At 58.9% G+C, this 24075-nt stretch carries 28 protein-coding genes; 21 read left to right on the top strand and 7 right to left on the bottom strand.

Features of this window, described 5'->3' with window-relative positions; all coding sequences use genetic code 11:
* Nucleotides 1–58 precede the first annotated feature (58 nt).
* The 4 genes from L1O02_RS20610 to L1O02_RS20595 all read left to right on the top strand — a co-directional run bounded on the left by L1O02_RS20610 (nucleotide 59) and on the right by L1O02_RS20595 (nucleotide 3594).
* Nucleotides 59–409, top strand: coding sequence for a hypothetical protein (locus L1O02_RS20610; protein ID WP_129406664.1), 351 nt, complete (start codon nucleotides 59–61; stop codon nucleotides 407–409).
* Between the two features lie 330 nt (nucleotides 410–739).
* A complete protein-coding gene (locus tag L1O02_RS20605; protein WP_060838419.1) occupies nucleotides 740–1369 on the top strand; it encodes a lytic polysaccharide monooxygenase auxiliary activity family 9 protein in 630 nt (209 codons plus the stop codon).
* 45 nt (nucleotides 1370–1414) lie between these two features.
* Nucleotides 1415–2881 carry a glycosyl hydrolase family 18 protein gene (locus L1O02_RS20600; protein WP_235758630.1) on the top strand — a complete coding sequence of 489 codons (1467 nt, stop codon included), beginning with the start codon at nucleotides 1415–1417 and terminating at the stop codon, nucleotides 2879–2881.
* Between the two features lie 272 nt (nucleotides 2882–3153).
* Nucleotides 3154–3594: a VOC family protein gene (locus L1O02_RS20595; RefSeq protein WP_060838421.1), complete on the top strand. Its 441-nt coding sequence runs from the start codon at nucleotides 3154–3156 to the stop codon at nucleotides 3592–3594.
* A gap of 239 nt (nucleotides 3595–3833) precedes the next feature.
* On the opposite strand, the gene csrA is transcribed toward L1O02_RS20595, so the two are convergent.
* A complete protein-coding gene (gene csrA, locus L1O02_RS20590; protein ID WP_060838422.1) occupies nucleotides 3834–4028 on the bottom strand; it encodes a carbon storage regulator CsrA in 195 nt (64 codons plus the stop codon).
* Between the two features lie 264 nt (nucleotides 4029–4292).
* Here csrA and L1O02_RS20585 point away from each other — a divergent pair, with 264 nt between their 5' ends.
* Complete coding sequence (locus L1O02_RS20585) at nucleotides 4293–4643, top strand: hypothetical protein (protein WP_060838423.1); 351 nt, start codon at nucleotides 4293–4295, stop codon at nucleotides 4641–4643.
* 51 nt (nucleotides 4644–4694) lie between these two features.
* On the opposite strand, the gene L1O02_RS20580 is transcribed toward L1O02_RS20585, so the two are convergent.
* The 3 genes from L1O02_RS20580 to L1O02_RS20570 form a co-directional block, all read right to left on the bottom strand.
* Nucleotides 4695–5384: an endonuclease I family protein gene (locus L1O02_RS20580; RefSeq protein ID WP_016963688.1), complete on the bottom strand. Its 690-nt coding sequence runs from the start codon at nucleotides 5382–5384 to the stop codon at nucleotides 4695–4697.
* 4 nt (nucleotides 5385–5388) lie between these two features.
* Nucleotides 5389–5658 (bottom strand): DUF1654 domain-containing protein, encoded by a 270-nt coding sequence (locus tag L1O02_RS20575; protein WP_060838424.1) that lies wholly within the window; start codon nucleotides 5656–5658, stop codon nucleotides 5389–5391.
* A gap of 192 nt (nucleotides 5659–5850) precedes the next feature.
* Entirely contained in the window at nucleotides 5851–6939 is a 1089-nt protein-coding gene (locus L1O02_RS20570; protein ID WP_047303134.1) for an asparaginase, read from the bottom strand.
* Between the two features lie 338 nt (nucleotides 6940–7277).
* On the opposite strand from L1O02_RS20570, the gene L1O02_RS20565 reads away from it, so the two are divergent.
* The 8 genes from L1O02_RS20565 (at nucleotide 7278) to L1O02_RS20530 (ending at nucleotide 14973) form a co-directional block, all read left to right on the top strand.
* Nucleotides 7278–7730 carry a hypothetical protein gene (locus L1O02_RS20565; protein ID WP_060843012.1) on the top strand — a complete coding sequence of 151 codons (453 nt, stop codon included), beginning with the start codon at nucleotides 7278–7280 and terminating at the stop codon, nucleotides 7728–7730.
* Nucleotides 7731–8002: 272 nt separating this feature from the next.
* The gene (locus tag L1O02_RS20560) at nucleotides 8003–8959 is read left to right on the top strand and encodes a sugar ABC transporter substrate-binding protein (RefSeq protein WP_235758628.1); all 957 of its coding nucleotides are present in this window, start codon (nucleotides 8003–8005) and stop codon (nucleotides 8957–8959) included.
* A gap of 57 nt (nucleotides 8960–9016) precedes the next feature.
* Entirely contained in the window at nucleotides 9017–10570 is a 1554-nt protein-coding gene (locus L1O02_RS20555; protein WP_235758626.1) for a sugar ABC transporter ATP-binding protein, read from the top strand.
* Nucleotides 10567–11544 (top strand): ABC transporter permease, encoded by a 978-nt coding sequence (locus L1O02_RS20550; RefSeq protein WP_060838428.1) that lies wholly within the window; start codon nucleotides 10567–10569, stop codon nucleotides 11542–11544. Before L1O02_RS20555 ends, L1O02_RS20550 begins: the two co-directional genes overlap by 4 nt.
* A 3-nt stretch (nucleotides 11545–11547) precedes the next feature.
* Entirely contained in the window at nucleotides 11548–12570 is a 1023-nt protein-coding gene (locus L1O02_RS20545; RefSeq protein ID WP_060838429.1) for a LacI family DNA-binding transcriptional regulator, read from the top strand.
* A gap of 24 nt (nucleotides 12571–12594) precedes the next feature.
* A complete protein-coding gene (gene rbsK, locus L1O02_RS20540; RefSeq protein WP_235758624.1) occupies nucleotides 12595–13512 on the top strand; it encodes a ribokinase in 918 nt (305 codons plus the stop codon).
* On the top strand, nucleotides 13509–13913 hold the full coding sequence (gene rbsD / locus L1O02_RS20535) for a D-ribose pyranase (protein ID WP_060838431.1): 405 nt from the start codon (nucleotides 13509–13511) through the stop codon (nucleotides 13911–13913). Before rbsK ends, rbsD begins: the two co-directional genes overlap by 4 nt.
* 31 nt (nucleotides 13914–13944) lie before the next feature.
* Nucleotides 13945–14973: a nucleoside hydrolase gene (locus tag L1O02_RS20530; RefSeq protein WP_235758622.1), complete on the top strand. Its 1029-nt coding sequence runs from the start codon at nucleotides 13945–13947 to the stop codon at nucleotides 14971–14973.
* 31 nt (nucleotides 14974–15004) lie between these two features.
* Here the strand turns inward: L1O02_RS20530 and L1O02_RS20525 are convergent, their stop codons facing one another.
* A complete protein-coding gene (locus L1O02_RS20525) occupies nucleotides 15005–15217 on the bottom strand; it encodes a hypothetical protein (protein ID WP_060838433.1) in 213 nt (70 codons plus the stop codon).
* A 164-nt stretch (nucleotides 15218–15381) separates the two neighbouring features.
* Between L1O02_RS20525 and L1O02_RS20520 the strand changes: the two genes are divergently transcribed.
* Both L1O02_RS20520 and L1O02_RS20515 read left to right on the top strand, forming a co-directional pair.
* Complete coding sequence (locus L1O02_RS20520; protein ID WP_060838434.1) at nucleotides 15382–15687, top strand: hypothetical protein; 306 nt, start codon at nucleotides 15382–15384, stop codon at nucleotides 15685–15687.
* A gap of 162 nt (nucleotides 15688–15849) precedes the next feature.
* Nucleotides 15850–16161: an I78 family peptidase inhibitor gene (locus tag L1O02_RS20515; RefSeq protein ID WP_060838435.1), complete on the top strand. Its 312-nt coding sequence runs from the start codon at nucleotides 15850–15852 to the stop codon at nucleotides 16159–16161.
* 66 nt (nucleotides 16162–16227) lie between these two features.
* Here the strand turns inward: L1O02_RS20515 and L1O02_RS20510 are convergent, their stop codons facing one another.
* Both L1O02_RS20510 and L1O02_RS20505 read right to left on the bottom strand, forming a co-directional pair.
* A complete protein-coding gene (locus L1O02_RS20510; protein WP_003179963.1) occupies nucleotides 16228–16440 on the bottom strand; it encodes a cold-shock protein in 213 nt (70 codons plus the stop codon).
* A gap of 291 nt (nucleotides 16441–16731) precedes the next feature.
* Nucleotides 16732–17031 (bottom strand): hypothetical protein, encoded by a 300-nt coding sequence (locus L1O02_RS20505; protein WP_060838436.1) that lies wholly within the window; start codon nucleotides 17029–17031, stop codon nucleotides 16732–16734.
* A gap of 386 nt (nucleotides 17032–17417) precedes the next feature.
* On the opposite strand from L1O02_RS20505, the gene thrS reads away from it, so the two are divergent.
* From thrS to pheT, 6 genes are all read left to right on the top strand, one after another.
* The gene (gene thrS / locus L1O02_RS20500; RefSeq protein WP_108546295.1) at nucleotides 17418–19340 is read left to right on the top strand and encodes a threonine--tRNA ligase; all 1923 of its coding nucleotides are present in this window, start codon (nucleotides 17418–17420) and stop codon (nucleotides 19338–19340) included.
* Nucleotides 19340–19891 (top strand): translation initiation factor IF-3, encoded by a 552-nt coding sequence (gene infC / locus L1O02_RS20495; protein ID WP_169893379.1) that lies wholly within the window; start codon nucleotides 19340–19342, stop codon nucleotides 19889–19891. The genes thrS and infC overlap by 1 nt, the downstream gene beginning before the upstream one ends.
* A 60-nt stretch (nucleotides 19892–19951) precedes the next feature.
* Nucleotides 19952–20146 (top strand): 50S ribosomal protein L35, encoded by a 195-nt coding sequence (rpmI, locus tag L1O02_RS20490; protein WP_002553160.1) that lies wholly within the window; start codon nucleotides 19952–19954, stop codon nucleotides 20144–20146.
* Nucleotides 20147–20176: 30 nt separating this feature from the next.
* Complete coding sequence (gene rplT, locus L1O02_RS20485) at nucleotides 20177–20533, top strand: 50S ribosomal protein L20 (RefSeq protein WP_016963673.1); 357 nt, start codon at nucleotides 20177–20179, stop codon at nucleotides 20531–20533.
* A gap of 110 nt (nucleotides 20534–20643) precedes the next feature.
* Nucleotides 20644–21660: a phenylalanine--tRNA ligase subunit alpha gene (gene pheS / locus L1O02_RS20480; protein WP_011060419.1), complete on the top strand. Its 1017-nt coding sequence runs from the start codon at nucleotides 20644–20646 to the stop codon at nucleotides 21658–21660.
* Nucleotides 21661–21695: 35 nt separating this feature from the next.
* Nucleotides 21696–24074, top strand: coding sequence for a phenylalanine--tRNA ligase subunit beta (gene pheT, locus L1O02_RS20475; RefSeq protein ID WP_108546296.1), 2379 nt, complete (start codon nucleotides 21696–21698; stop codon nucleotides 24072–24074).
* The last annotated feature ends 1 nt before the right edge of the window (nucleotide 24075 follow it).

Here is a 24075-nt window from a genome sequence, read left to right as displayed (position 1 = left end):
GACGCCTTTTTTCTGTCGCCTGAGCGATACTCTCGCGTTTTATGGACGAGGTGGCAGCATGCGGGTGTTGATGGCGGTGATGGTTGCGGTTTTGTTGGCCGGCTGTGCGGGTTCCATCATGGACGACGCTCGGGCCAGAACGCCCAACAAGACCCTGAGCTCGGCCAAGGCCGATCAACTGGTGGCGCAGTGCGTACAGTTCGCCTGGCAGGATGAAGCGGTTTTCGGTGTTGATGCTGCGGCTTATCTGCAGCCGGGCAAGGGCGGTGGCTACACGGTGTATACCCGCGCCGCCGAATCCTTCGTGGACATCAAGGTCGAGCCTTCTGGAACCGCCGTTCACTACTACGCAGTCGAGGACAACGCGGTCTCGAAGCGCCGTCTCGCGGCGTTGGCAACCTGCCTATAGACAATGGATGGCTTCAGGTGTTTTTCAGGACGAACCCGGCAATGGCCGGGTTTGTTTTTTCTGCTGGGCGCTTTTTCGGTGTTAGTTGGGCTGTTTGGGGTTTTTCATAAAGTGAAAGAACAAGTCCTGCTGTAGAAAAGCGTGTAATACATTGACTCTTCAAGTTGTCAGTTCAAATCGGAAAGTCCAGGGTTTAATAGGGCTGGCGCCGGCTTTTGCATATTGTCCTGATTGGTTAGTTTGCGGGTGCGTGAAACAAGTCGATAAAAGTGCGCTAAGTTAAAGGTGCTCAACGAGGAGCGAACTTAATTAATCAATGGAGTGAAAGATATGAATAAGCCACAAGCTCAACTTAAACATGGTCGCATCGTGTCGCCTTCCAGTCGTGGCTCGGTCGCGGTGGAACTGGGGCTGCTGGGGACCTGGCAGGTGAATGAGATGGAAGGGGGGAAAAACTTCCCGTCCCTGGTCGCCGGTCCCTTCCCGAAACCCTACGACAGCGATGTGGCAAGCGCCGTACCACCCGCAGACGGCCATATTCTCAGCGGTGGCAAGGTTGATGAGCGCGACTGCATCAACTTCACCAACGATGAGATGTCGAAGAAGCTTAACCGTGCATTCAACTGGCCGCTGCTCAGTGTCGATCCGGGTCAGGTCTTTCGTGTGCAGTGGGAATACACCGCGCCTCACGTCACCCGTGGTTACAGCTGGTTCATCACCAAAGATGGCTGGGACCCGAAGCAGCGTATCAGCCGTGCACAACTGGAGCCCCAGGCTTTTTATCAGGACTTTTATACTGAAGTCCCGTTCGACAAGTTTGGTTCGGTGCTCAAGGCCAAGACCCATCATGAAGTTGTACTGCCGAAAAACAAGAAAGGCCATCATGTTGTGGTGTTGGTGTGGATAGTTGCCAATACCGGCAATGGGTTCTATCAGGCGTTCGATCTGGACTTCAAGTAAGTTGCGGGCTTGCAAAGTTATTTATCCGTTCTCAAGGATTAGAACATGAATAAAATCGACTTCACATCGATCAAGAGTCAGCCCGCGGATGCCGCATCCCTGATGCCGAGCATTGCCGGCAAGAAGATCCTCATGGGCTTCTGGCACAACTGGGCCGCCGGTCCCGCTGACGGTTACCAGCAGGGACAGTTTGCCAATCTCAATCTGTTGGATGTGCCCAAGGAATATAACGTGGTGGCGGTAGCCTTCATGAAGGGGCACGGCATTCCTACGTTCAAGCCTTACAACCTGACGGATGAAGAGTTCCGGCGTCAGGTGGGCGTGCTCAACAGCCAGGGGCGGGCGGTGCTGATCTCCCTGGGCGGTGCCGATGCGCATATCGAATTGCACAAGGGCAACGAGCAACCCCTGGCCAGCGAGATCATCCGCCTGGTCGAGACTTACGGTTTCGATGGCCTGGATATCGATCTGGAGCAGAGCGCTATCGACTTCGCTGACAACAAGAGCGTGTTGCCGGCCGCGCTGAAGCTGGTGAAGGATCATTACGCCGGCCAGGGCAAGCACTTCATCATCAGCATGGCGCCCGAGTTTCCGTACCTGACCAGCAATGGCAAATACGTGGCGTACCTGCAGGCCCTGGAGGGCTACTACGACTTTGTCGCGCCGCAGTATTACAACCAGGGGGGCGATGGGCTCTGGGTGCAGGAGGCCAATGGCGGGCAGGGGGCGTGGATCGCCCAGAACAACGACGCAATGAAGGAGGACTTTCTGTTCTACCTGACCGACAGTCTGGCCTCGGGTACCCGTGGCTACACCCGGATTGCCGCGGACAAGCTGGTGATCGGTTTGCCGAGCAACGTCGATGCGGCAGCCACCGGTTATGTCATCGAGCCTGCGGCGTTGAACAATGCGTTCAAGCGTTTGCAGGAGAGGGGGCACGCCATCAAGGGCTTGATGACCTGGTCGGTGAACTGGGATGCCGGAATCAATCGGCAGGGCGTGCATTACGACTGGGAGTTCCGCAACCGTTATGCGCCGTTGATCCATGGCGATGGCGGCGAGCCGGAGAGGCCCGGGGCACCGGGCAATCTGCTGGTGCAGGGGACCACTCGCAGCAGTGTCAGCTTGAGTTGGGGGGCTTCCGGCGGCCGGCGACCGGTGGAGTTCTATACCCTGTACCGCGATGGCAATGCGGTGGGCAAGACCGCGACTGCGGTCTATGAGGACAAGGGGCTGAATGCGGATACTCAGTACAGCTACTTCGTCACGGCAACAGACACTCAGGGCCGGGAATCCTTGCCCAGTCGCAGCCTGAGTGTCAGGACCGCGGGAGGCGTGGTCGACCCGAGCTTTCCCGAGTGGCGTACCAGCCAGCGCTATAGGAGGGAGGAGGGCGTGACTTATGAGGGCAATCGCTATCTCTGCCTTCAGGAGCACACCTCCAACCCGGGGTGGACGCCTTCCGTGGCATTCACGCTGTGGAGCAAGGTGCTGCTGGAGCGTCATGCTTGAGATCTAGAGGTCAGTGCCTGAGGGCATGATGGGGCGGTCCGCGCGGATGTTGTCGATCCGAATGCGGGCCGCTTTTTGGGTTTTTCCGGGGCTGCTCGGGTTGCCTCGTTGGTTGGTATCACGCCTGCGCAGACGCTGGTGCGGGTCATCGCCGCCGGTCTGTTGCCCCGCGTGAGCTTGGCTCAGTTGTAATCATTGGTAAGCGATGCTGCTTTTGGGCTTGGCTTGGTAGTAGGCTCGCGGCTCGATTACATGAGCAAGGAAAGCCCGCGATGTTTCAAATGAATAACCTGGTTCCGGAAATGCTGGTCAGTCATCTGGAGCGCAGCCTGTCTTTTTACCGCGATACCCTGGGTTTCAAGGTGGAGTATCAGCGTCCCGAACATTTCTTTGCCTTTCTTTCATTCAACGGCGGGCAATTGATGCTGGAACAGGATGATCGGGAGGAGTCGGAGTGGCGGGTAGGTCCCTTGCAGGCACCCTTTGGTCGCGGCATGAACCTGTCCATCGAGTGCCCGGATATTCGCCAGCTGGCGGCGTCGCTGAAGCAGGCCGGTATCGCCTTGCGCAGGGACATCCAGGAATGCTGGTATCGCCATGATGAGTTGCTGCATGGTGAATTGAACCTGCTGGTGCAGGATCCTGATGGCTACCTGCTGCGGTTTACCGAGGACTTGGGGTTCAAGCCGGTGGAGCCGTCAGCAGGCGCCTGACCGCTGTGCCCGGGGGCGACGCCTGCATTGCTGCGGCGCCGCGTGCCGGGAGGCAGCGGTAGGATGGGATGCCAGAAAGGGGCGTTAGTCAGTGGGTGACGAACATCCGGTGCGCGGGAATCTGCTGTGGCCGCTATCCATTGAGGACAGGCGAAGGTTCTGTGGGAGAAGCTCGGGTTGAACAAGGCACGCGCCACACCAGCCTTGGGGTGCAGGCGAGGAGCGGGTGCTGATTGTGTTCAAGGGGTTTCGCGCTTGTCCGGGGCAGTGAGTCCGGCCTGAATGCGTTGATAGATTTCTTCACGGTGTACCGCGACATTTTTTGGCGCGTTGATTCCGATGCGGACCTGTTGGCCGCTGACGCCGAGAATGGTGATCGTAATGTCGTCACCGATGTTTATGCTTTCACCGACTTTGCGGGTGAGTATCAGCATGATCTTCTCCTTGATAGCTTTGTAGGGCACCAGATTCAAACAGTGCAGAGGTCGGTCTTAGGTATAGATTAGTGCGAAGTTCCACTGAGTGGGTGCCTCTTTCTGACGCGCAGACGATCTATTAATTCCCAAGGCGCAACTATACAGAGGCAATAAATATCATTCTTCCTGTTTCGGCCTGATTTTGTGACGAGGTCTCTCGTGGCTGGAGTGCTAAAATCGCCGCCTCAGACTTTCTAGGGGTGGGTTGTGCGCACAGTAGCGATGATGATGGCGGTGTTGGCCTTGGCCGGATGCGGCGAAGGCAAACGGGTCGAAGCGAACAAGACCGCGGCAGCGCAGGTTCAACCGGTTCAGGCCTCCAGTGCACCGCAGTGGGATGTGCTGGTGGGCAGCGAGTTGCCTCAGGCGGTAAGCGATCTGACCGGCTGGCTGATCGAGCACGGGATCATTTCCAACGTGGTGACCGTTGAGGGCAAGCGCCTGGTGGTGGTCGGCCCGTTTGCTTCCCAGGCCGAAGCCGAGGCCAAGAAGAATGAAGTGATTGAAAAGCTGGTCAAGGCCAAGAAGCGCGATATCGACGTCACTGTCATCGAGCATCAAGCCGCGCAATAAACCTGTTTGCACAGGATCCAGGATCGCCCGCGTTCAGCGGGCGATCTGCTTTCAGCCACAGGCCTTGAGGTTGACCGCGCCGACGAATTCATTGCCGCGCCCCATGACGCAGGCCACGCTCTGATTGCGCTGGCGTTCCCAGTCTTGCACCGGGTAGGTCTTGTTCCAGGCTTCGAAGAGCTGTCGGTCCTGCTTGGACAGGCGCAGGCCGTACTGCTTGCTCATGTAGAAGTAGGTGCGGGCAATCATGCCGCGAATCGAAGGCCGGGGCATGACCTTCTTGGCCTTGAAGTCGACCTGGGTCAGGCACGAACCGTACTGGCCCGATTGCTCCGGCAGCCAGCCGAAGCTGAAGTTGCTGCGGTCGCCATTCACTTCGCCAATGCTCGGTACCAGGTTGTGCAGGTCGGCTTCGGCGCGCTGATAGACCGCATCGGTGCGCGTGCAATTCTTGCGTCCGCCTTGCTGCCAGCACTGACGCTGATGACCGATCTGCCAGGCCGGCACTATGTGTTCCCATTCGATGCGTTCGGCGCGCTTGGCGTTCTTGCGCGGTACATAGCCGCAGGCTGCCAGGTTCACCCGATTGCCGGTGTACTTGCAGCCGCAATAGAACTCGGTGGATTGGGGGGCATAGAGCTTCCAGGCGACTTTCTTGGCTTCGCTGAAGGTACGGGGCGCATCGGCTTGGGCGGTACAGGCGAGAAACAGCAACAGCAGGGCAAAACAACGAACACTCATTGACTCAGTCTTCCTTCGGCACAACCCAGAAAATCTGCACGCCGCCATCGTCGCGATAGGCGAGAGTGACGTTGTCGTTTTCGGCGATTTCTTCCAGCAGGCGCTCCCACTCGTCCTGAGGTTCGTCGGCGAGGCGGAAGATCAGCGCGGCCTTGGCTTTCTGTGCGGTGGGGGAGTTGATGATTTTCTGGATGCGTACACCCAGGCGTTCGTAGGAGCTGAGGGGTGTTTGAGTGTTGGCCACGGAACATTCCTTATTAAGCTGTACGTGCATACAGTATTTAACTGTAAGACATTTCGCAACTGCTTAAAATTCAAGAAGTTCCTCTGACAACGCTTTACGCATTTGTCTCACGAGGCGGGCAGATATTTTTACTGGGAGGAAGGAGGCGGTATCGGGACCACCCGCCCGGGCGGGCGAGTGGTTGCAAAACCGCTCGACCGGGGCCGGTCGAGCGGGGTTCTGTCAGTATTCCCAGAACATGCGTTGCAGTTCCTTGCTGTCCTGAGTCTTGGTCAGGGCGACCATGGCCAGGATGCGGGCTTTCTGCGGGTTCAGGTCATGAGCCACGACCCAGTCGTACTTGTCGTCAGGCTGTTCGGCGTTGCGCAGCACGAAACCACCGGCATTGACGTGGGAAGAACGAATGATCTGTACGCCGTTCTTGCGCAGTTCCTGCAGGGCAGGGACCACACGGGAAGACACCGAGCCATTGCCGGTGCCGGCGTGGATGATGGCTTTGGCGCCGCCCTGGGCCAGGGCCTTGTAGGCGGTGTCGCTGACGTTGCCGTAGCCGTAGGCGATTTCTACGTCAGGCAGGCTCTTGATGTTCTTGATGTCGAATTCCGAATCCATGGTGTGGCGCTTGGCCGGCAGGCGGAACCAGTAGGATTTGCCTTCCACCACCATGCCCAGCGGGCCCCATGGGCTCTTGAAGGCTTCAGTCTTGATGTTGATCATCTTGCTGACATCGCGACCGGACTGGATTTCGTCGTTCATGGTCACCAGTACGCCTTTGCCACGAGCATTCTTGCTACCGGCGACGGCGACGGCGTTGTACAGGTTGAGCATGCCGTCGGCCGACATCGCGGTGCCTGGGCGCATGGAGCCGACCACTACGATTGGCTTGTCGGTCTTTTCCACCAGGTTGAGGAAGTAGGCGGTTTCTTCCAGGGTGTCGGTGCCGTGGGTGATGACGATGCCATCAACGTCCTTGCTGTCGGCCAGTTCGGCAACGCGGCGACCCAGTTGCAGCAGGTTTTCGTTGGTGATGCTTTCCGAGGCGATCTGCATGACCTGCTCGCCACGCACGTTGGCCAGCTGGTTCAATTCCGGGATGCCGGCGATCAGTTGCTCGATGCCGACCTTGGCCGCCTGATAGGTGGCGCTGTTGGCTGCGCTGGCGCCGGCACCGGCGATAGTGCCGCCGGTGGCGAGGACCACGACGTTGGCGAGTTTCTGCTGGGTTTCAGCTTCTTTGGCCTGCAGGGCGGCAGGCAGAAGCAGGAGGAGGGCCAAAGCGCCCGGTGCGAAGGATTTGAAGGCAGATTTCATTATTTTCTCTCTAGTAGTGAGACGGTGCTGATGCAGGTTCATCTAGAAACACCACGGCGGCAGATCTGTTTGCGCCGAGGCAGCGAGGGTTGAGCAGGATCTGTACCAGCACTACCTTGGTCGGATAAGTATTTTAAGTTACTGATTTATATCAATTTTATTTCTGTTTATGGTCGCGTTGAGTCAGGCGGCGTCCGGGTTTCCGAACATTTGTGCAGCACCGTGTTCGGCAATCCGAAAGTGCTCGTCGCCGGTCCTGGCGCGGCTTCTTGCACTTTCATTAAAGAATGTTCTGCGGCGGTCGATGATCCTTCTAGGATTTTTCACCAGGAGTTCCCATGTCACTGTCAGTCGGATTTCCAGGGGCAGGAGCCATTCTGATCAATGGTAAGACCCCCGCAACCATCGATGCATTGAGCGACGCCACCGCCGAGCAGGCGTCTAGTGCGCTGGGCACCGACGAGTCGGGCGCTTTGCGGGTCGGTTCCAGCAAGCAGGCCGAACAGTCTGAAAGCGAAGGCGCAAGCGAAGACAACCACAGCATCGTGGTCAAGATGCTGCTCAAGCGCATGCAGGAATTGCAGCAGCAACTTCGGGAGCAGCAACAGCAGCTGGCTGCCGCCCAGGCCGCCAACTACCCAACCCCCGAGGCCAAGCAGACGACAGTCATGGCCATTCAAGGGCAGATCGCCGAAACCAACGGTGCCCTGGCAGAGGTCTCGGGCAACCTGGTGCGAGAGTTGGCCAAGGAGTCCTCCTCCTCCGGTGGCCTGGTGAATACCACCGCCTGAACCATCAGCCTGTCCGGGCGCATTTCCCGGGCAGGTCTTTCTCCAAGCGGCCGGCTGCGGATGGCTGCTCACTCTCTCTGATCACACTTTGAACAGCGTTGACAAACTCTGGCGAGGTTCGCATAGTTCGTTTTACGCAAACGTTTGCGCGGTGCTCGGGAAGCGATGATCGTCTATCTTTCCGCGGCATGGCGCCGGCCAGCGCCGCTGGAAACCTGGTGGCCCCGCCGGGCGAACGCTGCTCACAATAATCATAAGATCGGAGTGAACCCATGAAGCTGCCCTTTGCTGGACGTCTACTCGCTGTCGCCGTTCTGGTCGCTGCATCCGCCGCCCTTCCTCTCTCTTCGGCTCTGGCCGACACCCCGCAGAAACCCAAGGTCGCCCTGGTCATGAAATCCCTGGCCAACGAGTTCTTCCTGACCATGGAAGACGGTGCCAAGGCTTATCAGAAAGAGCACTCCGGCGATTTCGACCTGGTGTCCAACGGCATCAAGGACGAAACCGATACCGCCAACCAGATCCGTATCGTCGAGCAGATGATTGTTTCCAAGGTCAACGCCCTGGTGATCGCGCCCGCCGACTCCAAGGCGATGGTGCCGGTGATCAAGAAGGCGGTGGACGCCGGGATCACGGTGATCAACATCGATAACCAGCTCGATCCCGGGGTGCTCAAGAGCAAGAACCTCAGCGTGCCATTCGTCGGGCCCGACAACCGCAAGGGCGCACGCCTGGTGGGCGAGTACCTGGCCAAGCAACTCAAGGCCGGGGATGAAGTGGGCATCATCGAAGGCGTCTCCACCACCACCAACGCGCAACAGCGCACCGCCGGCTTCAAGGACGCAATGGAGGCTGCGCAGATCAAGGTGGTGTCGCTGCAATCGGGCGATTGGGAGATAGACGCCGGCAACCGCGTCGCCTCGGCCATGCTCAGCGAGTATCCGAATCTCAAGGCATTGCTGGCCGGCAACGACAGCATGGCGGTAGGGGCCGTGTCCGCTGTGCGGGCCGCCGGCAAGGCGGGCAAGGTCCAGGTGGTGGGCTACGACAATATCAACGCCATCAAGCCGATGCTCAAGGATGGCCGGGTCCTGGCCACTGCCGATCAGTTCGCCGCCAAGCAGGCGGTGTTCGGTATCGAGACGGCGCTGAAGATCCTCAAGGGCGAGAAGGTCGACAGCGGTGCCAATGGCGTGATCGAAACTCCGGTTGAGCTGGTCACCAAGTAGTCGTTGCGACGGCACAACGGCGCTCACCCGCAAGGGTGAGCGCATGGAGAGTTTCCTATGTCAGTTTCCGCTGCGAACGCTGTCCTTTCGGTCAGCGGTATCGGCAAGACCTATGCACAACCGGTATTGACCGGCATCGACCTGACGCTGCTGCGCGGGGAGGTGCTGGCCCTGACCGGGGAAAACGGTGCCGGCAAGAGCACCCTGTCGAAGATTATCGGTGGTCTGGTCAGTCCGACCACCGGGCGCATGCAGTTCAACGGGCAGGACTATCGCCCCGCGAGCCGCACCCAGGCCGAGGACCTGGGTATCCGCATGGTCATGCAGGAGCTCAACTTGCTGCCAACCCTGTCGGTGGCCGAAAACCTGTTTCTCGACAACCTGCCCAGTAACGGCGGCTGGATCAGCCGCAAGCAACTGCGCAAGGCGGCGATCGAGGCCATGGCCCAGGTCGGCCTGGACGCCATCGATCCCGACACCCTGGTGGGTGAGTTGGGCATCGGTCACCAGCAAATGGTAGAGATTGCGCGCAACCTGATCGGCGACTGCCGTGTGCTGATTCTCGATGAGCCCACGGCCATGCTCACGGCTCGCGAGGTGGAGATGCTTTTTGAGCAGATCGCTCGTCTGCAGGCCCGGGGCGTATCGATCATCTATATCTCCCATCGCCTGGAAGAGCTGGCCCGGGTCGCCCAGCGCATTGCCGTATTGCGCGATGGTTGCCTGGTCTGTGTCGAACCCATGGCCAACTACAACAGCGAACAGCTGGTGAACCTGATGGTGGGGCGCGAGCTGGGCGAGCATATCGATCTGGGCGAGCGCAAGATCGGCGCTCCGGCGCTGACCGTGAGCAACCTCTGCCGTTCGGACAAGGTCCGCGATGTGTCGTTTGAGGTGCGCAGTGGCGAGATCTTCGGCATTTCCGGGCTGATCGGGGCAGGGCGTACCGAGCTGCTGCGCCTGATCTTCGGCGCCGACCTGGCCGACAGCGGCAGCATCGCCCTGGGGACCCCGGCGCGGCCCGTGAGCATTCGCTCGCCGGTGGATGCCGTGGCCAACGGTATCGCCCTGATTACCGAGGATCGCAAGGGTGAAGGCCTGCTGCTGACCCAGTCGATCAGCGCCAACATCGCCCTGGGCAACATGCCGGCCATTTCCCGCCGCGGCCTGGTCAGCGGCCAGGACGAGGAACAGCTGGCCCAGCGGCAGATCGACGCGATGCGTATCCGCAGTTCCAGCCCGGCGCAACCCGTCAGTGAACTGTCCGGTGGCAACCAGCAGAAAGTGGTGATCGGTCGTTGGCTGGAGCGTGACTGTTCGGTGCTGCTGTTCGACGAGCCCACGCGCGGCATCGATGTCGGAGCCAAGTTCGATATCTACGGTTTGTTGGGCGAGTTGACCCGCCAGGGCAAGGCTCTGGTGGTGGTGTCCAGCGACTTGCGCGAGTTGATGCTGATCTGCGATCGCATCGGCGTGCTGTCTGCGGGACGTCTGATCGACACCTTCGAGCGTGACAGCTGGACCCAGGACGAATTGCTCGCCGCCGCTTTTGCCGGCTATCAGAAACGAGATGCGCTGCTCAATGAAGCGGCGCCTAGGAATGCACCATGAAAACTGCACCTGCAAGCGGCAAGCGAGGCGGCCATTACTACGGCCTCGGCACTTACCTGGGGCTGGCGGGGGCCTTGTTGGGGATGATCGTCCTGTTCTCCCTGCTCAGCAGCCACTTCCTCTCCTATGACACTTTCAGCACCCTGGCCAACCAGATTCCCGACCTGATGGTGCTGGCGGTGGGCATGACCTTTGTTCTGATCATCGGCGGCATCGATTTGTCCGTCGGCTCGGTGCTGGCCCTGGCCGCCTCGACGGTCAGTGTGGCGATCCTCGGCTGGGGATGGAGCGTGGTGCCTGCGGCGTTGCTGGGCATGGCGTGTGCGGCGCTGGCGGGAACCGTCACCGGATCGATCACCGTGGCCTGGCGCATTCCGTCGTTCATCGTTTCCCTGGGCGTGCTGGAAATGGCCCGGGGCGTGGCCTACCAGATGACCGGCTCGCGCACGGCCTATATCGGCGACGCCTTTGCCTGGCTGTCGAATCCGATTGCCTTCGGCATTTCGCCGTCGTTTATCATTGCCCTGCTGATTATCTTTCTGGCCCAGGCGGTGCTGACGCGCACGGTGTTCGGCCGCTACCTGATCGGCATCGGTACCAACGAAGAGGCGGTGCGCCTGGCGGGGATCAACCCCAAGCCCTACAAGATCCTGGTGTTCAGTCTGATGGGATTGTTGGCGGGCATCGCCGCACTGTTTCAAATTTCTCGCCTGGAAGCGGCGGATCCGAATGCGGGCTCCGGTCTGGAGTTGCAGGTCATCGCCGCGGTGGTGATCGGCGGCACCAGCCTGATGGGCGGACGCGGTTCGGTGATCAGCACCTTCTTCGGCGTCTTGATTATTTCCGTGCTGGCTGCAGGCCTGGCGCAAATCGGCGCATCCGAACCGACCAAGCGCATCATCACCGGTGCAGTCATCGTGATTGCCGTGGTGCTGGACACCTATCGCAGCCAGCGCGCCAATCGGCGGGTTTGATTCATGGCAACAATCAAGGATGTGGCGGCGCTGGCGGGGATTTCCTACACCACGGTGTCCCATGTACTGAACAAGACGCGCCCGGTCAGTGAAGAGGTACGGGTCAAGGTCGAGGCGGCGATCAAGCGCCTGGACTACGTGCCCAGTGCAGTGGCCCGCTCCCTCAAGGCCAAGACCACGGCGACCATCGGCCTGTTGGTGCCCAACAGCCTCAACCCGTACTTCGCCGAGCTGGCGCGGGGGATCGAGGACTACTGCGAGCGCAACGGTTATTGCGTGATTCTCTGCAACTCCGACGACAACCCGGAGAAGCAGCGCAACTACCTGCGGGTGTTGCTGGAAAAACGCATCGACGGCTTGATCGTGACCTCCGCCGGAGGCGACAGCGGCCTGGCCCAGGGCCTGGCCGGGGTGCGCACGCCGATGGTGATTGTCGACCGCGGGCTGGAGGGCGTGGATGCCGACCTGGTGCGCATCGATCACCAATACGGTGCCTACCTGGCAACCCGGCACCTGTTGGACCTGGGGCATCGTGACATTGCCTGCATTGGCGGGCCAGCCCAGACCAGCGTGGCGCAGTTGCGTCTGGCGGGTTTTCATCAGGCGTTGGGCGAGGCGGGGGTTGCAGTCCCTGCCTCGCGCCTTCTGGAGAGTGATTTCAGCAGCACTGGCGGTTATCTCGCGGCGGCGCAACTGCTCGATAGCCCGAACCGGCCCAGCGCGATCTTCGCCGGCAACGACATGATGGGTATCGGCGTGTTGCGGGCGGCTGCGGAGCGCAATATCCGCGTGCCCGGCCAGCTCTCGGTGATTGGCTTCGACGACATTCTCATGAGCCGCTATGTCTACCCGGCGCTGACCACGGTCGGCCAGTCGATCCTGCAGTTGGGCGAGACCGCGGCAGAGTTGCTGCTGCGCCGGATCGCCTCGCGGGAGTTGCCGGTCGACCAGCGCATCGTGACGCCGAATATTGTCTTGCGGGAATCGACGGCGCCGCTTGGCGGCGCCTTTGCCGAATACCGCTGAACCCAAATGATTGAGTATCGATGTATGCCAGCAAAAGTAGTGGTAGTGGGAAGCCTCAATATGGACCTGGTCACCCGGGCCGAGCGCCTGCCCCGTGGGGGCGAGACGCTGATTGGCAAGTCCTTCGCCACGGTGTCCGGTGGCAAGGGGGCCAATCAGGCGGTGGCCGCGGCCCGGCTCGGGGCGCAGGTCTCGATGGTCGGCTGTGTCGGCGATGACGCCTATGGCGAGCAACTGCGTGGCGCCTTGCTCGCCGAGCAGATCGATTGCCAGGCCGTCAGCGTGGTCGATGGCTCCAGCGGCGTGGCCCTGATCGTGGTCGATGACAGCAGTCAGAACGCCATTGTCATTGTCGCTGGCGGCAATGGTCTGCTCAGTCCCGAGAAGGTCGCAGGATTCGATCGGGTGCTGCAGGAGGCCGATGTGATCATCTGTCAGTTGGAAGTACCCATGGCGACGGTGGGCTACACCCTCAAGCGCGGGCGCGAGCTGGGCAAGACAGTGATTCTCAATCCGGCGCCGGCCAGCGCGCCGCTTCCGGGCCAGTGGTATGGCTCGATCGATTACCTGATTCCCAATGAAAGCGAAGCCTCGGCACTCAGCGGGGTGACCGTGGACTCCCTGGAGAGCGCCGAGGCGGCGGCCGGGCGCTTGATCGCCGCCGGCGCCGGCAAGGTCATCATTACCTTGGGCGCGCAGGGCGCGCTGTTTGCCGATGGCCGCAGTTGTGAGTATTTCCCGGCACCCAAGGTCAAGGCCGTCGACACCACGGCCGCGGGGGATACCTTTGTCGGTGGTTTTGCCGCGGCCCTGGCTGCCGGCAAGAGCGAGGTCGAAGCGATCCGCTTTGGTCAGGCCGCCGCGGCGTTGTCGGTGACCCGGGCTGGCGCACAACCTTCCATTCCCACGCTGTCCGACGTTCAGGCGTTTGTTCCCTCATGAAAAAGACCCCTTTGCTCAACATTGCCCTGTCACGCTTGATCGCCTCCCTGGGGCACGGCGACATCGTGGTGATCGGTGATGCCGGTTTACCCGTTCCTCCGGGCGTCGAGTTGATCGACCTGGCCCTGACCCATGGCGTTCCCGATTTTCTCGGCACGCTGAAGGTGCTGCTCAGTGAGATGCAGGTGGAGAGTCATGTGCTGGCCGAGGAGATTCTGCTCAAGCGGCCGCAGCCTCTGTCGGGGCTCGATGAGCTGAACCTCGGTGGCCAGCTGGGGGCGCGCAAACTGCTCAGTCACGAGGATTTCAAGGTGCTCTGTCGACAGGCCCGGGCGGTGGTCCGCACGGGAGAGTGCCAGCCCTATTGCAACATCGCCCTGGTTGCCGGGGTGACCTTCTAGGCTTTTTCATACCCTGCACAAGGAGTGCGCCATGCACCGCTATGCTCAGCTATTCAATCACTGGTTCCGGAGTCTGCTGCTTTTGTCCCTGCTCACTGCTACCGGCGCTCAGGCGGCGGAAAAAATCGATCTGATCATCGATACCGATCCGGGGGCCGACGATGTGGTGGCCCTGCTGTTCGCCCTGGCTTCGCCCGAAGAGCTGCACATCCGTGCCTTGACCACGGTGGCGGGCAACGTGCGCCTGGACAAGACCTCGCGCAATGCCCGACTGGCTCGTGAGTGGGCGGGGCGTGATGAAGTGCCGGTCTATGCAGGAGCGCCCAAGCCGCTGCTGCGCACGCCGATCTACGCCGAGAATATCCACGGCAAGGAGGGCATCTCCGGGGTGACCGTGCACGAGCCCAAGGCGCCGCTGGCCAAGGGCAATGCGGTCAACTACCTGATCGACACCCTGCGCGCGGCCAAGCCTCACAGCGTCACCATCGCCATGCTCGGTCCGCAGACCAACCTGGCGCTGGCGCTGATCCAGGCTCCGGACATCACCCAGGGCATCAAGGAAGTGGTGGTCATGGGCGGTGCGCATTTCAACGGCGGCAACATCACGCCGGTGGCCGAGTTCAACCTGTTCGCCGACCCGCAGGCCGCTGAAGTGGTGCTCAAGAGTGGCGTCAAGTTGACCTACCTGCCCCTGGATGTGACTCACAAGGTGCTGACCAGTGACGCGCGGCTGCAGAAAATCGCGGCCCTGAACAACAATGCCAGCAAAGTGGTGGGGGATATCCTCAACGAGTACGTCAAGGGGGATATGGAGCACTACGGGATTCCAGGTGGCCCGGTGCATGACGCTACCGTGATCGCCTACCTCCTGAAACCCGAGTTGTTCGCCGGGCGCCAGGCCAACATGGTCATCGACAGTCGCGAAGGGCCGACCTTCGGCCAGACCATCGTCGACTGGTACGACGGCCTGAAGCAGGAAAAGAACGTGTTCTGGGTTGAGAATGGCGATGCTCAGGGCTTCTTCGATCTGCTCACCGAGCGTCTGGCCCGTCTCAAGTAAGTCGCGCCCCGCAGGCGTGACCTGCGGGGCTCTATTCCCGTTCCGGGGCCTGGGCGCCCAGGTGGTCGGCAGGGTACTTCTCGAATACCTGCGCGATGAATGCACGGGCGGACTGGGTTCCCAGCTCCTTGACCAGCAGATCTATGCCAATGATTGCCAACTCTTCCGGGCTTCCCGGGCTGTAGGAGCACTGGCCCTGGGGCCATTTGGCTTTGATGTCGGCGTCAATACTCACGGTTGCCATGAAGGTCTCACGAATTCGGATAAGGCGGGCCTCAGGTCCGGACCTGGGCTGGTGTTTGCTACGGCGCAGAGTTAAGCATGTTGCCGGGTGTTTGGCACTGCGACTTAGGCATCAGGCAGGTGCTGTGCGACACTGGCGCTTTTCCTGCGCTCAAGGAAGCCACCGTGCAAATCGATTTGAACCAGCCTGATGCCCTGACCCTGGAGGCGGTGCGTCAGCTTCTGGCTTCGGCCAGTGACAGCGTGCATACCCAGTTGCGTGTCACCAAGGGCGGAATTGCTTACATCTCTTCGGGGGTAGTGGGTGGTGCCGAGATCGAGGGCCTATTGTTTCGCCTGGAAACCTGGGCGGCGGGATCCGGTTACGTCGGCAACGTGGCGGCCAGCGATGAGGTCTGGGTGATGCAGATCTTCAATGCGCTCAAGCAGAACTGGCCGAAGCCGGCGTTTGACTATATCGACATCTATTGAGTGCCGTTCATATTCAGTGACGATTGTCCTGTGAAAGTGGGGCGATGGCTGAGGCAGACTTGTCCGCCAGCCGTGGGGCAGGGCAAAAGGCCATTGGTTTTTGAAACCAAACGTGAAATCGACTGTCGCACGAACTCTGCTTAATTTTGAAAAGGAGGCTTCATGCCTTGGAAGCTCGCTTCATTCGGAACCTTGTTGGCCGCCGTTGTCCTCAGTGGATGCAGCACCGCCGGGTCGACAAAGGAACCTGTGGCCTCTGAGTCCGGGCACACGCGTTGTGAAGCATCGGCTGCCGAATTCGCCATCGGTAAGAAGGCTTCTCCAGAGCTGCTGGAGCAGGCTCGCAGTCGTTCTGGGGCGCAATATGCGCGCTTCCTCAAGCCTAACGACATGATCACGCTGGAATACCGCTCCGACCGCTTGAACCTCAACACGGACGCTAGCCTGGTGGTGAATCGGGTCAATTGTGGCTGAGTAGCTTTTTACCCGCCCACAAAAAACCCCGTCACATGTACGGGGTTTTTTTAGCTCGCTGAGAAATTACTCAGGACGAACTTGTGCAGCTTGCATACCCTTTTGGCCTTTCTCAGCCACGAAGGAAACGGTTTGGCCTTCTTTCAGGCTTTTGAAACCGTCGCTTTCAATAGCTTTGAAGTGTACGAACAGGTCGTCACCGCCACCTTGAGGAGTGATGAAGCCGAAGCCTTTTTCATCGTTGAACCATTTTACGGTGCCGGTTTGGCGATTAGACATGGTGTATCTCCAAGAAACATATATTTTCAGTAGTACTGTGCTGCTCAGGCCAACTGGGCACACCGAGCTATCATAGTCGAAATGTTCGACTTGGGAGCCCCCTGTAGGAGTTCTTTGCCTGGTGTGCCGCTGTATTTTGCTCTCCAAGTTGGCTGCAGGCCGCGGTTTAAGCGGCTTTTGCGGAAAACAAATGGTGATAAAAAAACCGTAAAAGCTGTGTAAATTGTGAAAAAAGCCGCGTTTCAAGCTCGTTGAATAGTCGGGACACGGCCTATTTCCGGCGCGTGCGAGTTATTTGACCACTCGGCAAGCGGCGATGGCGTCCAGCGCTCGGGTTCTGAGTTCTGCGCTGGGTTGCTTGGTTTTGCTCATCAGCTCCTTGATTTCTTCGGTGGTGAATTTTTCATTCAGCTTGTCTGCACCGCAGGCGCAGTGCTTCTCGGCGCTTTTGGCATCGATGTTTTGGCTGGCTGCGGCGGTGCAGTCCTTCATGTAGTCGGCGCGAGCTCCGGCAGGCCAGGCAGCCTGGGCGCTCAACGGCAGAAGCAGGGCAAGCGGGGCGGCGAGGGCGAGCAGTTGGTTGAGGCGCATGGGGCGGGTTCTCCTGAGGTCGATGGCTAGGACGACGATTCTCGATGTATTTGAGGCTCGGCGTACATCGCAAGTTCACTTTCCTGCCAACAAAAGGCTGGAAAGTGGCTGGCGTGAAACATGCCGCGCGATGCTGGGATTTATCTGTGCTAGCATGCCCGGCTTGGGTGTTTTCAAGCTTTGGGTATCTCACTTCCCTCGCAGTCTATGCCTCATTAATTTTTGATGTGAACCCCAGTCACTCTGGTTCGGTTTCCCGGTTGGCCGCAAGGCTCTTGCCACTGTGAGGCAGGCGTTTGTTACAGAACGGCTGGACTGAATCGCGTACTGGCTCATCCCAACCCACGTGACCTTTGGTAGGGGTCACCACTAGGAGAGGAGGCGCCATGCCCACTATTACTCTTCCCGACGGCAGTCAACGTTCATTCGATCACCCGGTTTCCGTAGCTGAGGTCGCCGCATCCATCGGTGCCGGTTTGGCCAGGGCCACCTTGGCCGGCAAGGTCAACGGCAAGCTCGTCGATGCCTGTGATGTGATCGACAGCGATGCAACCCTGCAAATCATCACGCCAAAGGACGAAGAGGGGCTGGAGATCATTCGCCACTCTTGCGCTCACTTGGTGGGGCATGCGGTCAAGCAGTTGTACCCGACTGCCAAGATGGTCATCGGTCCGGTCATCGATGAAGGCTTCTATTACGACATCGCTTACGAACGGCCTTTCACTCCTGAGGACATGGCTGCCATCGAGCAGCGCATGCAGCAGTTGATCGAGAAAGACTACGACGTGATCAAGAAGGTTACGCCGCGAGCCGAAGTCATCGAAGTGTTCAAATCCCGCGGCGAAGACTACAAGTTGCGCCTGGTGGAGGACATGCCGAATGAGCAGGCAATGGGCCTGTACTATCACGAAGAATATGTCGACATGTGCCGCGGCCCGCACGTGCCGAACACGCGCTTCCTGAAATCCTTCAAGCTGACCAAGCTTTCGGGCGCCTACTGGCGTGGTGATGCCAAGAACGAGCAGTTGCAGCGGGTCTACGGTACCGCCTGGGCGGACAAGAAGCAGCTCGCCGCCTACATCCAGCGTATCGAAGAGGCCGAGAAGCGCGACCATCGCAAGATCGGTAAGCGCCTGGGCCTGTTCCATACCCAGGAAGAAGCGCCGGGCATGGTGTTCTGGCATCCCAATGGCTGGACTCTGTACCAGGTGCTTGAGCAGTACATGCGCAAGGTGCAGCGTGAAAACGGCTACCTGGAAATCAAGACGCCCCAAGTGGTCGATCGTAGCCTTTGGGAAAAGTCCGGACACTGGGCCAACTATTCCGAGAACATGTTCACCACCGAGTCGGAAAGCCGCGACTACGCGATCAAGCCAATGAACTGCCCCTGCCATGTGCAGGTGTTCAATCAGGGGTTGAAGAGCTACCGCGAGCTGCCGATGCGCCTGGCCGAATTCGGAGCCTGCCACCGTAACGAGCCGTCAGGTGCGTTGCACGGCATCATGCGCGTGCGGGGCTTCACTCAGGACGATGCGCACATCTTCTGTACCGAAGATCAGATGCAGGCCGAGTCTGCTGCTTTCATCAAGCTGACCATGGATGTCTATGCCGACTTCGGCTTTAAAGACATCGAAATGAAGCTCTCCACTCGTCCTGAAAAGCGCGTGGGTTCCGATGACTTGTGGGATCGCGCGGAAAATGCCTTGGCTGCCGCTTTGGATAGCGCAGGCTTGCCGTACGATCTGCAACCGGGTGAGGGTGCGTTCTACGGTCCGAAGATCGAATTTTCGTTGAAGGACTGCTTGGGGCGCGTCTGGCAGTGCGGTACCTTGCAGCTTGACTTCAACCTGCCTATTCGTTTGGGCGCTGAATACGTTTCCGAAGACAATAGCCGCAAGCATCCGGTGATGTTGCACCGGGCTATCCTCGGTTCCTTCGAGCGTTTTGTCGGGATTCTGATCGAGCATTACGAGGGTGCGTTCCCTGCGTGGCTGGCTCCGACTCAGGCCGTGGTGATGAATATCACTGATAAACAGGCAGATTTTGCCCTCGAAGTGGAAAAAACACTCAATCAAAGCGGATTTCGTGCCAAGTCCGACTTGAGAAATGAAAAGATCGGCTTTAAAATCCGCGAGCATACTTTGCTCAAGGTTCCCTATCTCTTGGTTATTGGAGATCGGGAGGTCGAGATGCAGACTGTCGCTGTGCGTACCCGTGAAGGTGAAGACCTGGGCTCGATGCCTGTGGACCAATTCTCGGCGTTCCTCGCACAAGCGGTTTCCCGGCGTGGTCGCCAAGATTCGGAGTAATTATTATTAAGCGTGATATGAGACAAGATAAACGAGCTGCACCGAAAGCCCCGATCAACGAGAATATCTCGGCACGCGAGGTTCGGTTAATTGGCGCTGACGGCGAGCAGATTGGCATCGTCTCGATTGATGAAGCGCTTCGTATAGCTGAAGAAGCCAAGCTGGATCTGGTGGAAATTTCCGCCGACGCAGTCCCACCTGTTTGCCGGGTGATGGATTACGGCAAGTCGATCTTCGAGAAGAAGAAGCAGATTGCCGCTGCGAAGAAGAACCAGAAGCAGATTCAGGTTAAAGAAATCAAGTTTCGTCCAGGGACGGAGGAAGGGGATTACCAGGTAAAACTGCGCAACCTGGTACGTTTCCTGAGTGACGGGGACAGGGCCAAGGTATCCTTGCGATTCCGCGGCCGTGAGATGGCCCACCAGGAGCTGGGGATGGAACTCCTCAAGCGGGTTGAAGCTGACCTGCAAGAGTACGGTTCGGTCGAACAGCATCCTAAGATGGAAGGACGCCAGCTGATCATGGTCATCGCCCCGAAAAAGAAGAAGTAATCAACAGGGCACGGCAGGCCTTCTGATTATGTTTATCAACTGAATGCGGAGTATCCGAACATGCCAAAGATGAAAACCAAAAGTGGTGCTGCTAAGCGGTTTCTGAAAACTGCTAACGGTATCAAGCACAAGCACGCTTTCAAGAGCCACATCCTGACCAAAATGTCGACCAAGCGTAAGCGTCAACTGCGCGGTAGCAGCTTGCTGCATCCGTCTGACGTGGCAAAAGTCGAGCGCATGCTGCGCCTTCGTTAATTTTTGGATCAAGAATAGAGGAAGTAACTCATGGCTCGTGTAAAGCGTGGCGTCATTGCCCGTAAACGTCACAAAAAAATTCTGAAACTTGCTAAAGGCTACTACGGCGCTCGCTCGCGCGTATTCCGTGTTGCCAAGCAAGCGGTAATCAAGGCAGGCCAATACGCCTACCGTGACCGTCGTCAGAAAAAACGTCAGTTCCGCGCTCTGTGGATCGCTCGTATCAACGCTGGTGCTCGTACCAACGGTCTGTCTTACAGCCGTTTGATCGCTGGCCTGAAAAAGGCGTCCATCGAGATCGACCGTAAGGTTCTGGCTGATCTGGCAGTGAACGAAAAAGCGGCGTTTGCTGCGATTGTCGAGAAAGCTAAAGCCACCTTGGCTTAAGTACCCCCGACAGTCATCCGGGCTCACCTATCGTGGGCTCTGGTGTTAAACGTCATAAATAGGGGAAGAGCCTTCAAGCTCTTCCCCTATTTTGTATCTGGAGTCTGTACATGGAAAACCTGGATGCGCTGGTTTCTCAAGCACTTGAGGCCGTGCAACACGCTGAAGACATCAACGCCCTGGAGCAGATCCGGGTTCACTTCCTTGGCAAGAAGGGCGAGCTGACTCAGGTGATGAAGACCCTGGGCAATCTCCCTGCCGAAGAGCGCCCGCAAGTCGGTGCGCTGATCAACGTGGCCAAGGAGCGTGTGACAGAGGTTCTCAATGCGCGCAAAGCCGCTTTCGAGGAGGCGGAACTCAGCGCCAAGCTCGCCGCCGAATGCATTGACGTAACCCTGCCGGGCCGTGGCCAGACCTCCGGTGGTCTGCACCCGATTACACGGACCCTGGAACGTATCGAACAGTTCTTCACCCATATTGGCTATGGCATTGCCGAAGGCCCTGAGGTCGAAGACGACTATCACAACTTTGAGGCGCTCAACATCCCAGGCCATCACCCGGCCCGGTCGATGCATGACACCTTCTATTTCAATGCGAACATGTTGTTGCGCACCCACACCTCGCCGGTACAGGTCCGCACCATGGAATCGCAGCAGCCGCCGATTCGCATCGTCTGCCCGGGCCGTGTGTATCGTAGCGACTCCGATATCACCCACTCACCAATGTTCCACCAGGTCGAAGGCCTGCTGGTCGACCGCGATATCAACTTCGCCGACCTGAAAGGCACCATTGAAGAGTTCTTGCGGGTGTTCTTTGAAAAAGAACTGGCCGTACGTTTCCGTCCTTCCTACTTCCCGTTCACCGAGCCTTCCGCTGAAGTTGATATGGAATGCGTGATGTGCAGCGGTAAAGGCTGCCGTGTCTGCAAGCAGACTGGCTGGCTGGAGGTGATGGGTTGCGGCATGGTTCACCCGAACGTGCTGCGCATGTCCGGGATCGACCCGGAAGAGTTCCAGGGCTTTGCCTTCGGCATGGGCGCCGAGCGTCTGGCCATGCTGCGTTACGGAGTCAATGACTTGCGCCTGTTCTTCGACAACGACTTGCGGTTCCTTGCGCAATTTCGCTAGTCGCGCGTCCGTAACGAATCTATTAGGAGAGCAGGATGAAATTCAGTGAACAATGGTTGCGTGGCTGGGTTAGCCCGCAAGTAAGTCGCGACGAGTTGGTTGCTCGTCTGTCGATGGCCGGTCTTGAGGTTGATAGCGTAACGCCAGCCGCCGGAGATTTCAGTGGGGTAGTGGTGGGTGAGGTGTTGAGCACCGAGCAGCACCCGGATGCCGACAAGCTGCGTGTGTGCGAGGTCAGCAATGGCGCGGAAACCTTCCAGGTGGTCTGCGGCGCACCCAACGTGCGTACAGGGCTGAAGATCCCATTTGCGATGATTGGCGCCGAGCTGCCGGGCGACTTCAAGATCAAGAAAGCCAAGCTGCGTGGCGTTGAGTCCAACGGCATGTTGTGTTCGCAGGCAGAGCTGCAGATAGGCGAAGGCAATGACGGTCTGATGGAGTTGCCGGCTGATGCCCCGGTGGGGGAAGACATTCGTGCCTACCTGAATCTTGACGATGCCAGTATCGAGGTTGATCTGACGCCAAACCGCGGTGACTGCCTGTCCCTGGCCGGCTTGGCCCGTGAGGTCGGCGCACTATACGCGGCGAAAGTCCAGCGTCCGGACGTGAAGGCAGTGGCCGCCGCCCACGAGGAAGTCCGCCCTGTGGAAGTCCTGGCTCCAGCCGCCTGTCCACGCTACCTGGGCCGGGTCATCCGTAACGTCGATCTTTCCAAGCCGACCCCACTGTGGATGGTTGAGCGCCTGCGTCGCGCCGATGTACGCAGCATCGATGCTGCGGTGGACATCACCAACTATGTGATGCTTGAGCTGGGGCAGCCGTTGCATGCTTTTGATCTCGCTGAGATCAACGGTGGCATTCGCGTGCGCATGGCAGAAGAGGGCGAGAAGCTGGTACTTCTCGATGGCCAGGAAGTGACACTGCGTAGCGATACCCTGGTGATCGCTGACCATACCCGCGCCCTGGCAATCGCCGGTGTGATGGGGGGTGAGCACAGTGGCGTCACCGCCAACACACGTGATGTATTCCTGGAAAGCGCGTTCTTCGATCAGATCGCAGTTGCCGGGAAGGCTCGTTCCTATGGTCTGCACACTGATGCATCCCATCGCTATGAGCGCGGTGTGGATTGGCAGCTGGCTCGCGAAGCTATGGAGCGTGCGACCGGTCTGCTGCTGGAGATCACTGGCGGTGACGCCGGCCCGATCATTGAAACAGTCAGTGAGCAGCACTTGCCGTCTGTAGCGCCTGTAACTTTGCGTGCTGAACGCATTACCCAGATGTTGGGCATGGCGATGGATGGTTCTGAGGTTGAGCGTCTGCTCACCGGGCTTGGCCTGGCAGTGACTACCGATGGAGCAGGGCAATGGCGTGTTGAAGTGCCGAGCCATCGTTTCGATATCAGTCTTGAAGTCGACTTGATCGAAGAGTTGGCGCGTCTCTATGGTTACAACCGTCTGCCGGTTCGCTATCCGCAGGCTCGTCTGGCTCCTCAGGCCAAGGCGGAAGCGCAAGGTGATCTGCCCGCATTGCGGCGTTTGTTGGTTGCTCGTGGCTATCAGGAAGCGATCACTTACAGCTTCATCGATCCAAAACTCTTTGAACTGTTCAATCCGGGTGTCGAACCGCTACTGCTGGCGAACCCGATTTCGGCCGACATGGCGGCCATGCGTTCTTCCTTGTGGCCTGGGCTGGTCAAGGCACTTCAGCACAACTTGAACCGTCAACAGGATCGTGTCCGCTTGTTTGAAAGCGGCTTGCGTTTCGTTGGCCAGTTGGAGGGGTTGAAGCAGCAGCCAATGCTTGCGGGCGTCGTTTGTGGCAGTCGCTTGCCTGAAGGCTGGGCACAAGGCCGCGATGTCGTGGACTTCTTTGACGTCAAGGCGGATGTTGAGGCCGTGTTGGGGATTGCAGGGGCTCTGGATACATTCACTTTCGTTCCGGGCAAGCATCCAGCGCTGCATCCTGGCCAGACTGCGCGTATCGAGCGAGATGGTCGCGAGATCGGCTATTTGGGGGCGATTCACCCAGAGTTGGCAAAGACCCTGGGCCTTGACCGTCCGGTTTATGTGTTTGAGCTGGTTCTGAGCGAAGTGGCTCAGGGGCGTTTGCCGAAGTTCCACGAGTTGTCCCGCTTCCCAGAAGTGCGTCGAGATCTGGCGTTGCTGGCAGATCGTGATGTTGCGGCAAGCGCTGTTCTGGACGTAATCCGTGAAAATGCAGGTGAATGGCTGACAGACCTCAGGCTATTTGACGTGTACCAGGGTAAAGGCATTGATCCGCATAGAAAAAGCCTTGCCGTCGGCTTGACCTGGCAGCATCCATCGCGCACTCTTAATGACGATGAGGTGAACTCCACGACGCAAAATATCCTCACCTCGCTCGAACAAAGGTTGAACGCCACGTTAAGGAAGTGAC

Origin of the sequence: Pseudomonas sp. BC42 (assembly GCF_021560055.1) — a bacterium.
GTDB lineage: Bacteria > Pseudomonadota > Gammaproteobacteria > Pseudomonadales > Pseudomonadaceae > Aquipseudomonas.
The sequence above is the reverse complement of the archived record's forward strand: the minus strand, read 5'-3'. Positions and strand labels throughout refer to the sequence as shown.

Coding starts and splice junctions, on each gene's coding strand:
- L1O02_RS20610 (WP_129406664.1), top strand. CDS start 59: ATGCGGGTGTTGATGGCGGTGATGGTTGCGGTTTTGTTGGCCGGCTGT.
- L1O02_RS20605 (WP_060838419.1), top strand. CDS start 740: ATGAATAAGCCACAAGCTCAACTTAAACATGGTCGCATCGTGTCGCCT.
- L1O02_RS20600 (WP_235758630.1), top strand. CDS start 1,415: ATGAATAAAATCGACTTCACATCGATCAAGAGTCAGCCCGCGGATGCC.
- L1O02_RS20595 (WP_060838421.1), top strand. CDS start 3,154: ATGTTTCAAATGAATAACCTGGTTCCGGAAATGCTGGTCAGTCATCTG.
- csrA (WP_060838422.1), bottom strand. CDS start 4,028: ATGCTGATACTCACCCGCAAAGTCGGTGAAAGCATAAACATCGGTGAC.
- L1O02_RS20585 (WP_060838423.1), top strand. CDS start 4,293: ATGATGATGGCGGTGTTGGCCTTGGCCGGATGCGGCGAAGGCAAACGG.
- L1O02_RS20580 (WP_016963688.1), bottom strand. CDS start 5,384: ATGAGTGTTCGTTGTTTTGCCCTGCTGTTGCTGTTTCTCGCCTGTACC.
- L1O02_RS20575 (WP_060838424.1), bottom strand. CDS start 5,658: ATGCACGTACAGCTTAATAAGGAATGTTCCGTGGCCAACACTCAAACA.
- L1O02_RS20570 (WP_047303134.1), bottom strand. CDS start 6,939: ATGAAATCTGCCTTCAAATCCTTCGCACCGGGCGCTTTGGCCCTCCTC.
- L1O02_RS20565 (WP_060843012.1), top strand. CDS start 7,278: ATGTCACTGTCAGTCGGATTTCCAGGGGCAGGAGCCATTCTGATCAAT.
- L1O02_RS20560 (WP_235758628.1), top strand. CDS start 8,003: ATGAAGCTGCCCTTTGCTGGACGTCTACTCGCTGTCGCCGTTCTGGTC.
- L1O02_RS20555 (WP_235758626.1), top strand. CDS start 9,017: ATGTCAGTTTCCGCTGCGAACGCTGTCCTTTCGGTCAGCGGTATCGGC.
- L1O02_RS20550 (WP_060838428.1), top strand. CDS start 10,567: ATGAAAACTGCACCTGCAAGCGGCAAGCGAGGCGGCCATTACTACGGC.
- L1O02_RS20545 (WP_060838429.1), top strand. CDS start 11,548: ATGGCAACAATCAAGGATGTGGCGGCGCTGGCGGGGATTTCCTACACC.
- rbsK (WP_235758624.1), top strand. CDS start 12,595: ATGCCAGCAAAAGTAGTGGTAGTGGGAAGCCTCAATATGGACCTGGTC.
- rbsD (WP_060838431.1), top strand. CDS start 13,509: ATGAAAAAGACCCCTTTGCTCAACATTGCCCTGTCACGCTTGATCGCC.
- L1O02_RS20530 (WP_235758622.1), top strand. CDS start 13,945: ATGCACCGCTATGCTCAGCTATTCAATCACTGGTTCCGGAGTCTGCTG.
- L1O02_RS20525 (WP_060838433.1), bottom strand. CDS start 15,217: ATGGCAACCGTGAGTATTGACGCCGACATCAAAGCCAAATGGCCCCAG.
- L1O02_RS20515 (WP_060838435.1), top strand. CDS start 15,850: ATGCCTTGGAAGCTCGCTTCATTCGGAACCTTGTTGGCCGCCGTTGTC.
- L1O02_RS20510 (WP_003179963.1), bottom strand. CDS start 16,440: ATGTCTAATCGCCAAACCGGCACCGTAAAATGGTTCAACGATGAAAAA.
- L1O02_RS20505 (WP_060838436.1), bottom strand. CDS start 17,031: ATGCGCCTCAACCAACTGCTCGCCCTCGCCGCCCCGCTTGCCCTGCTT.
- thrS (WP_108546295.1), top strand. CDS start 17,418: ATGCCCACTATTACTCTTCCCGACGGCAGTCAACGTTCATTCGATCAC.
- rpmI (WP_002553160.1), top strand. CDS start 19,952: ATGCCAAAGATGAAAACCAAAAGTGGTGCTGCTAAGCGGTTTCTGAAA.
- rplT (WP_016963673.1), top strand. CDS start 20,177: ATGGCTCGTGTAAAGCGTGGCGTCATTGCCCGTAAACGTCACAAAAAA.
- pheS (WP_011060419.1), top strand. CDS start 20,644: ATGGAAAACCTGGATGCGCTGGTTTCTCAAGCACTTGAGGCCGTGCAA.
- pheT (WP_108546296.1), top strand. CDS start 21,696: ATGAAATTCAGTGAACAATGGTTGCGTGGCTGGGTTAGCCCGCAAGTA.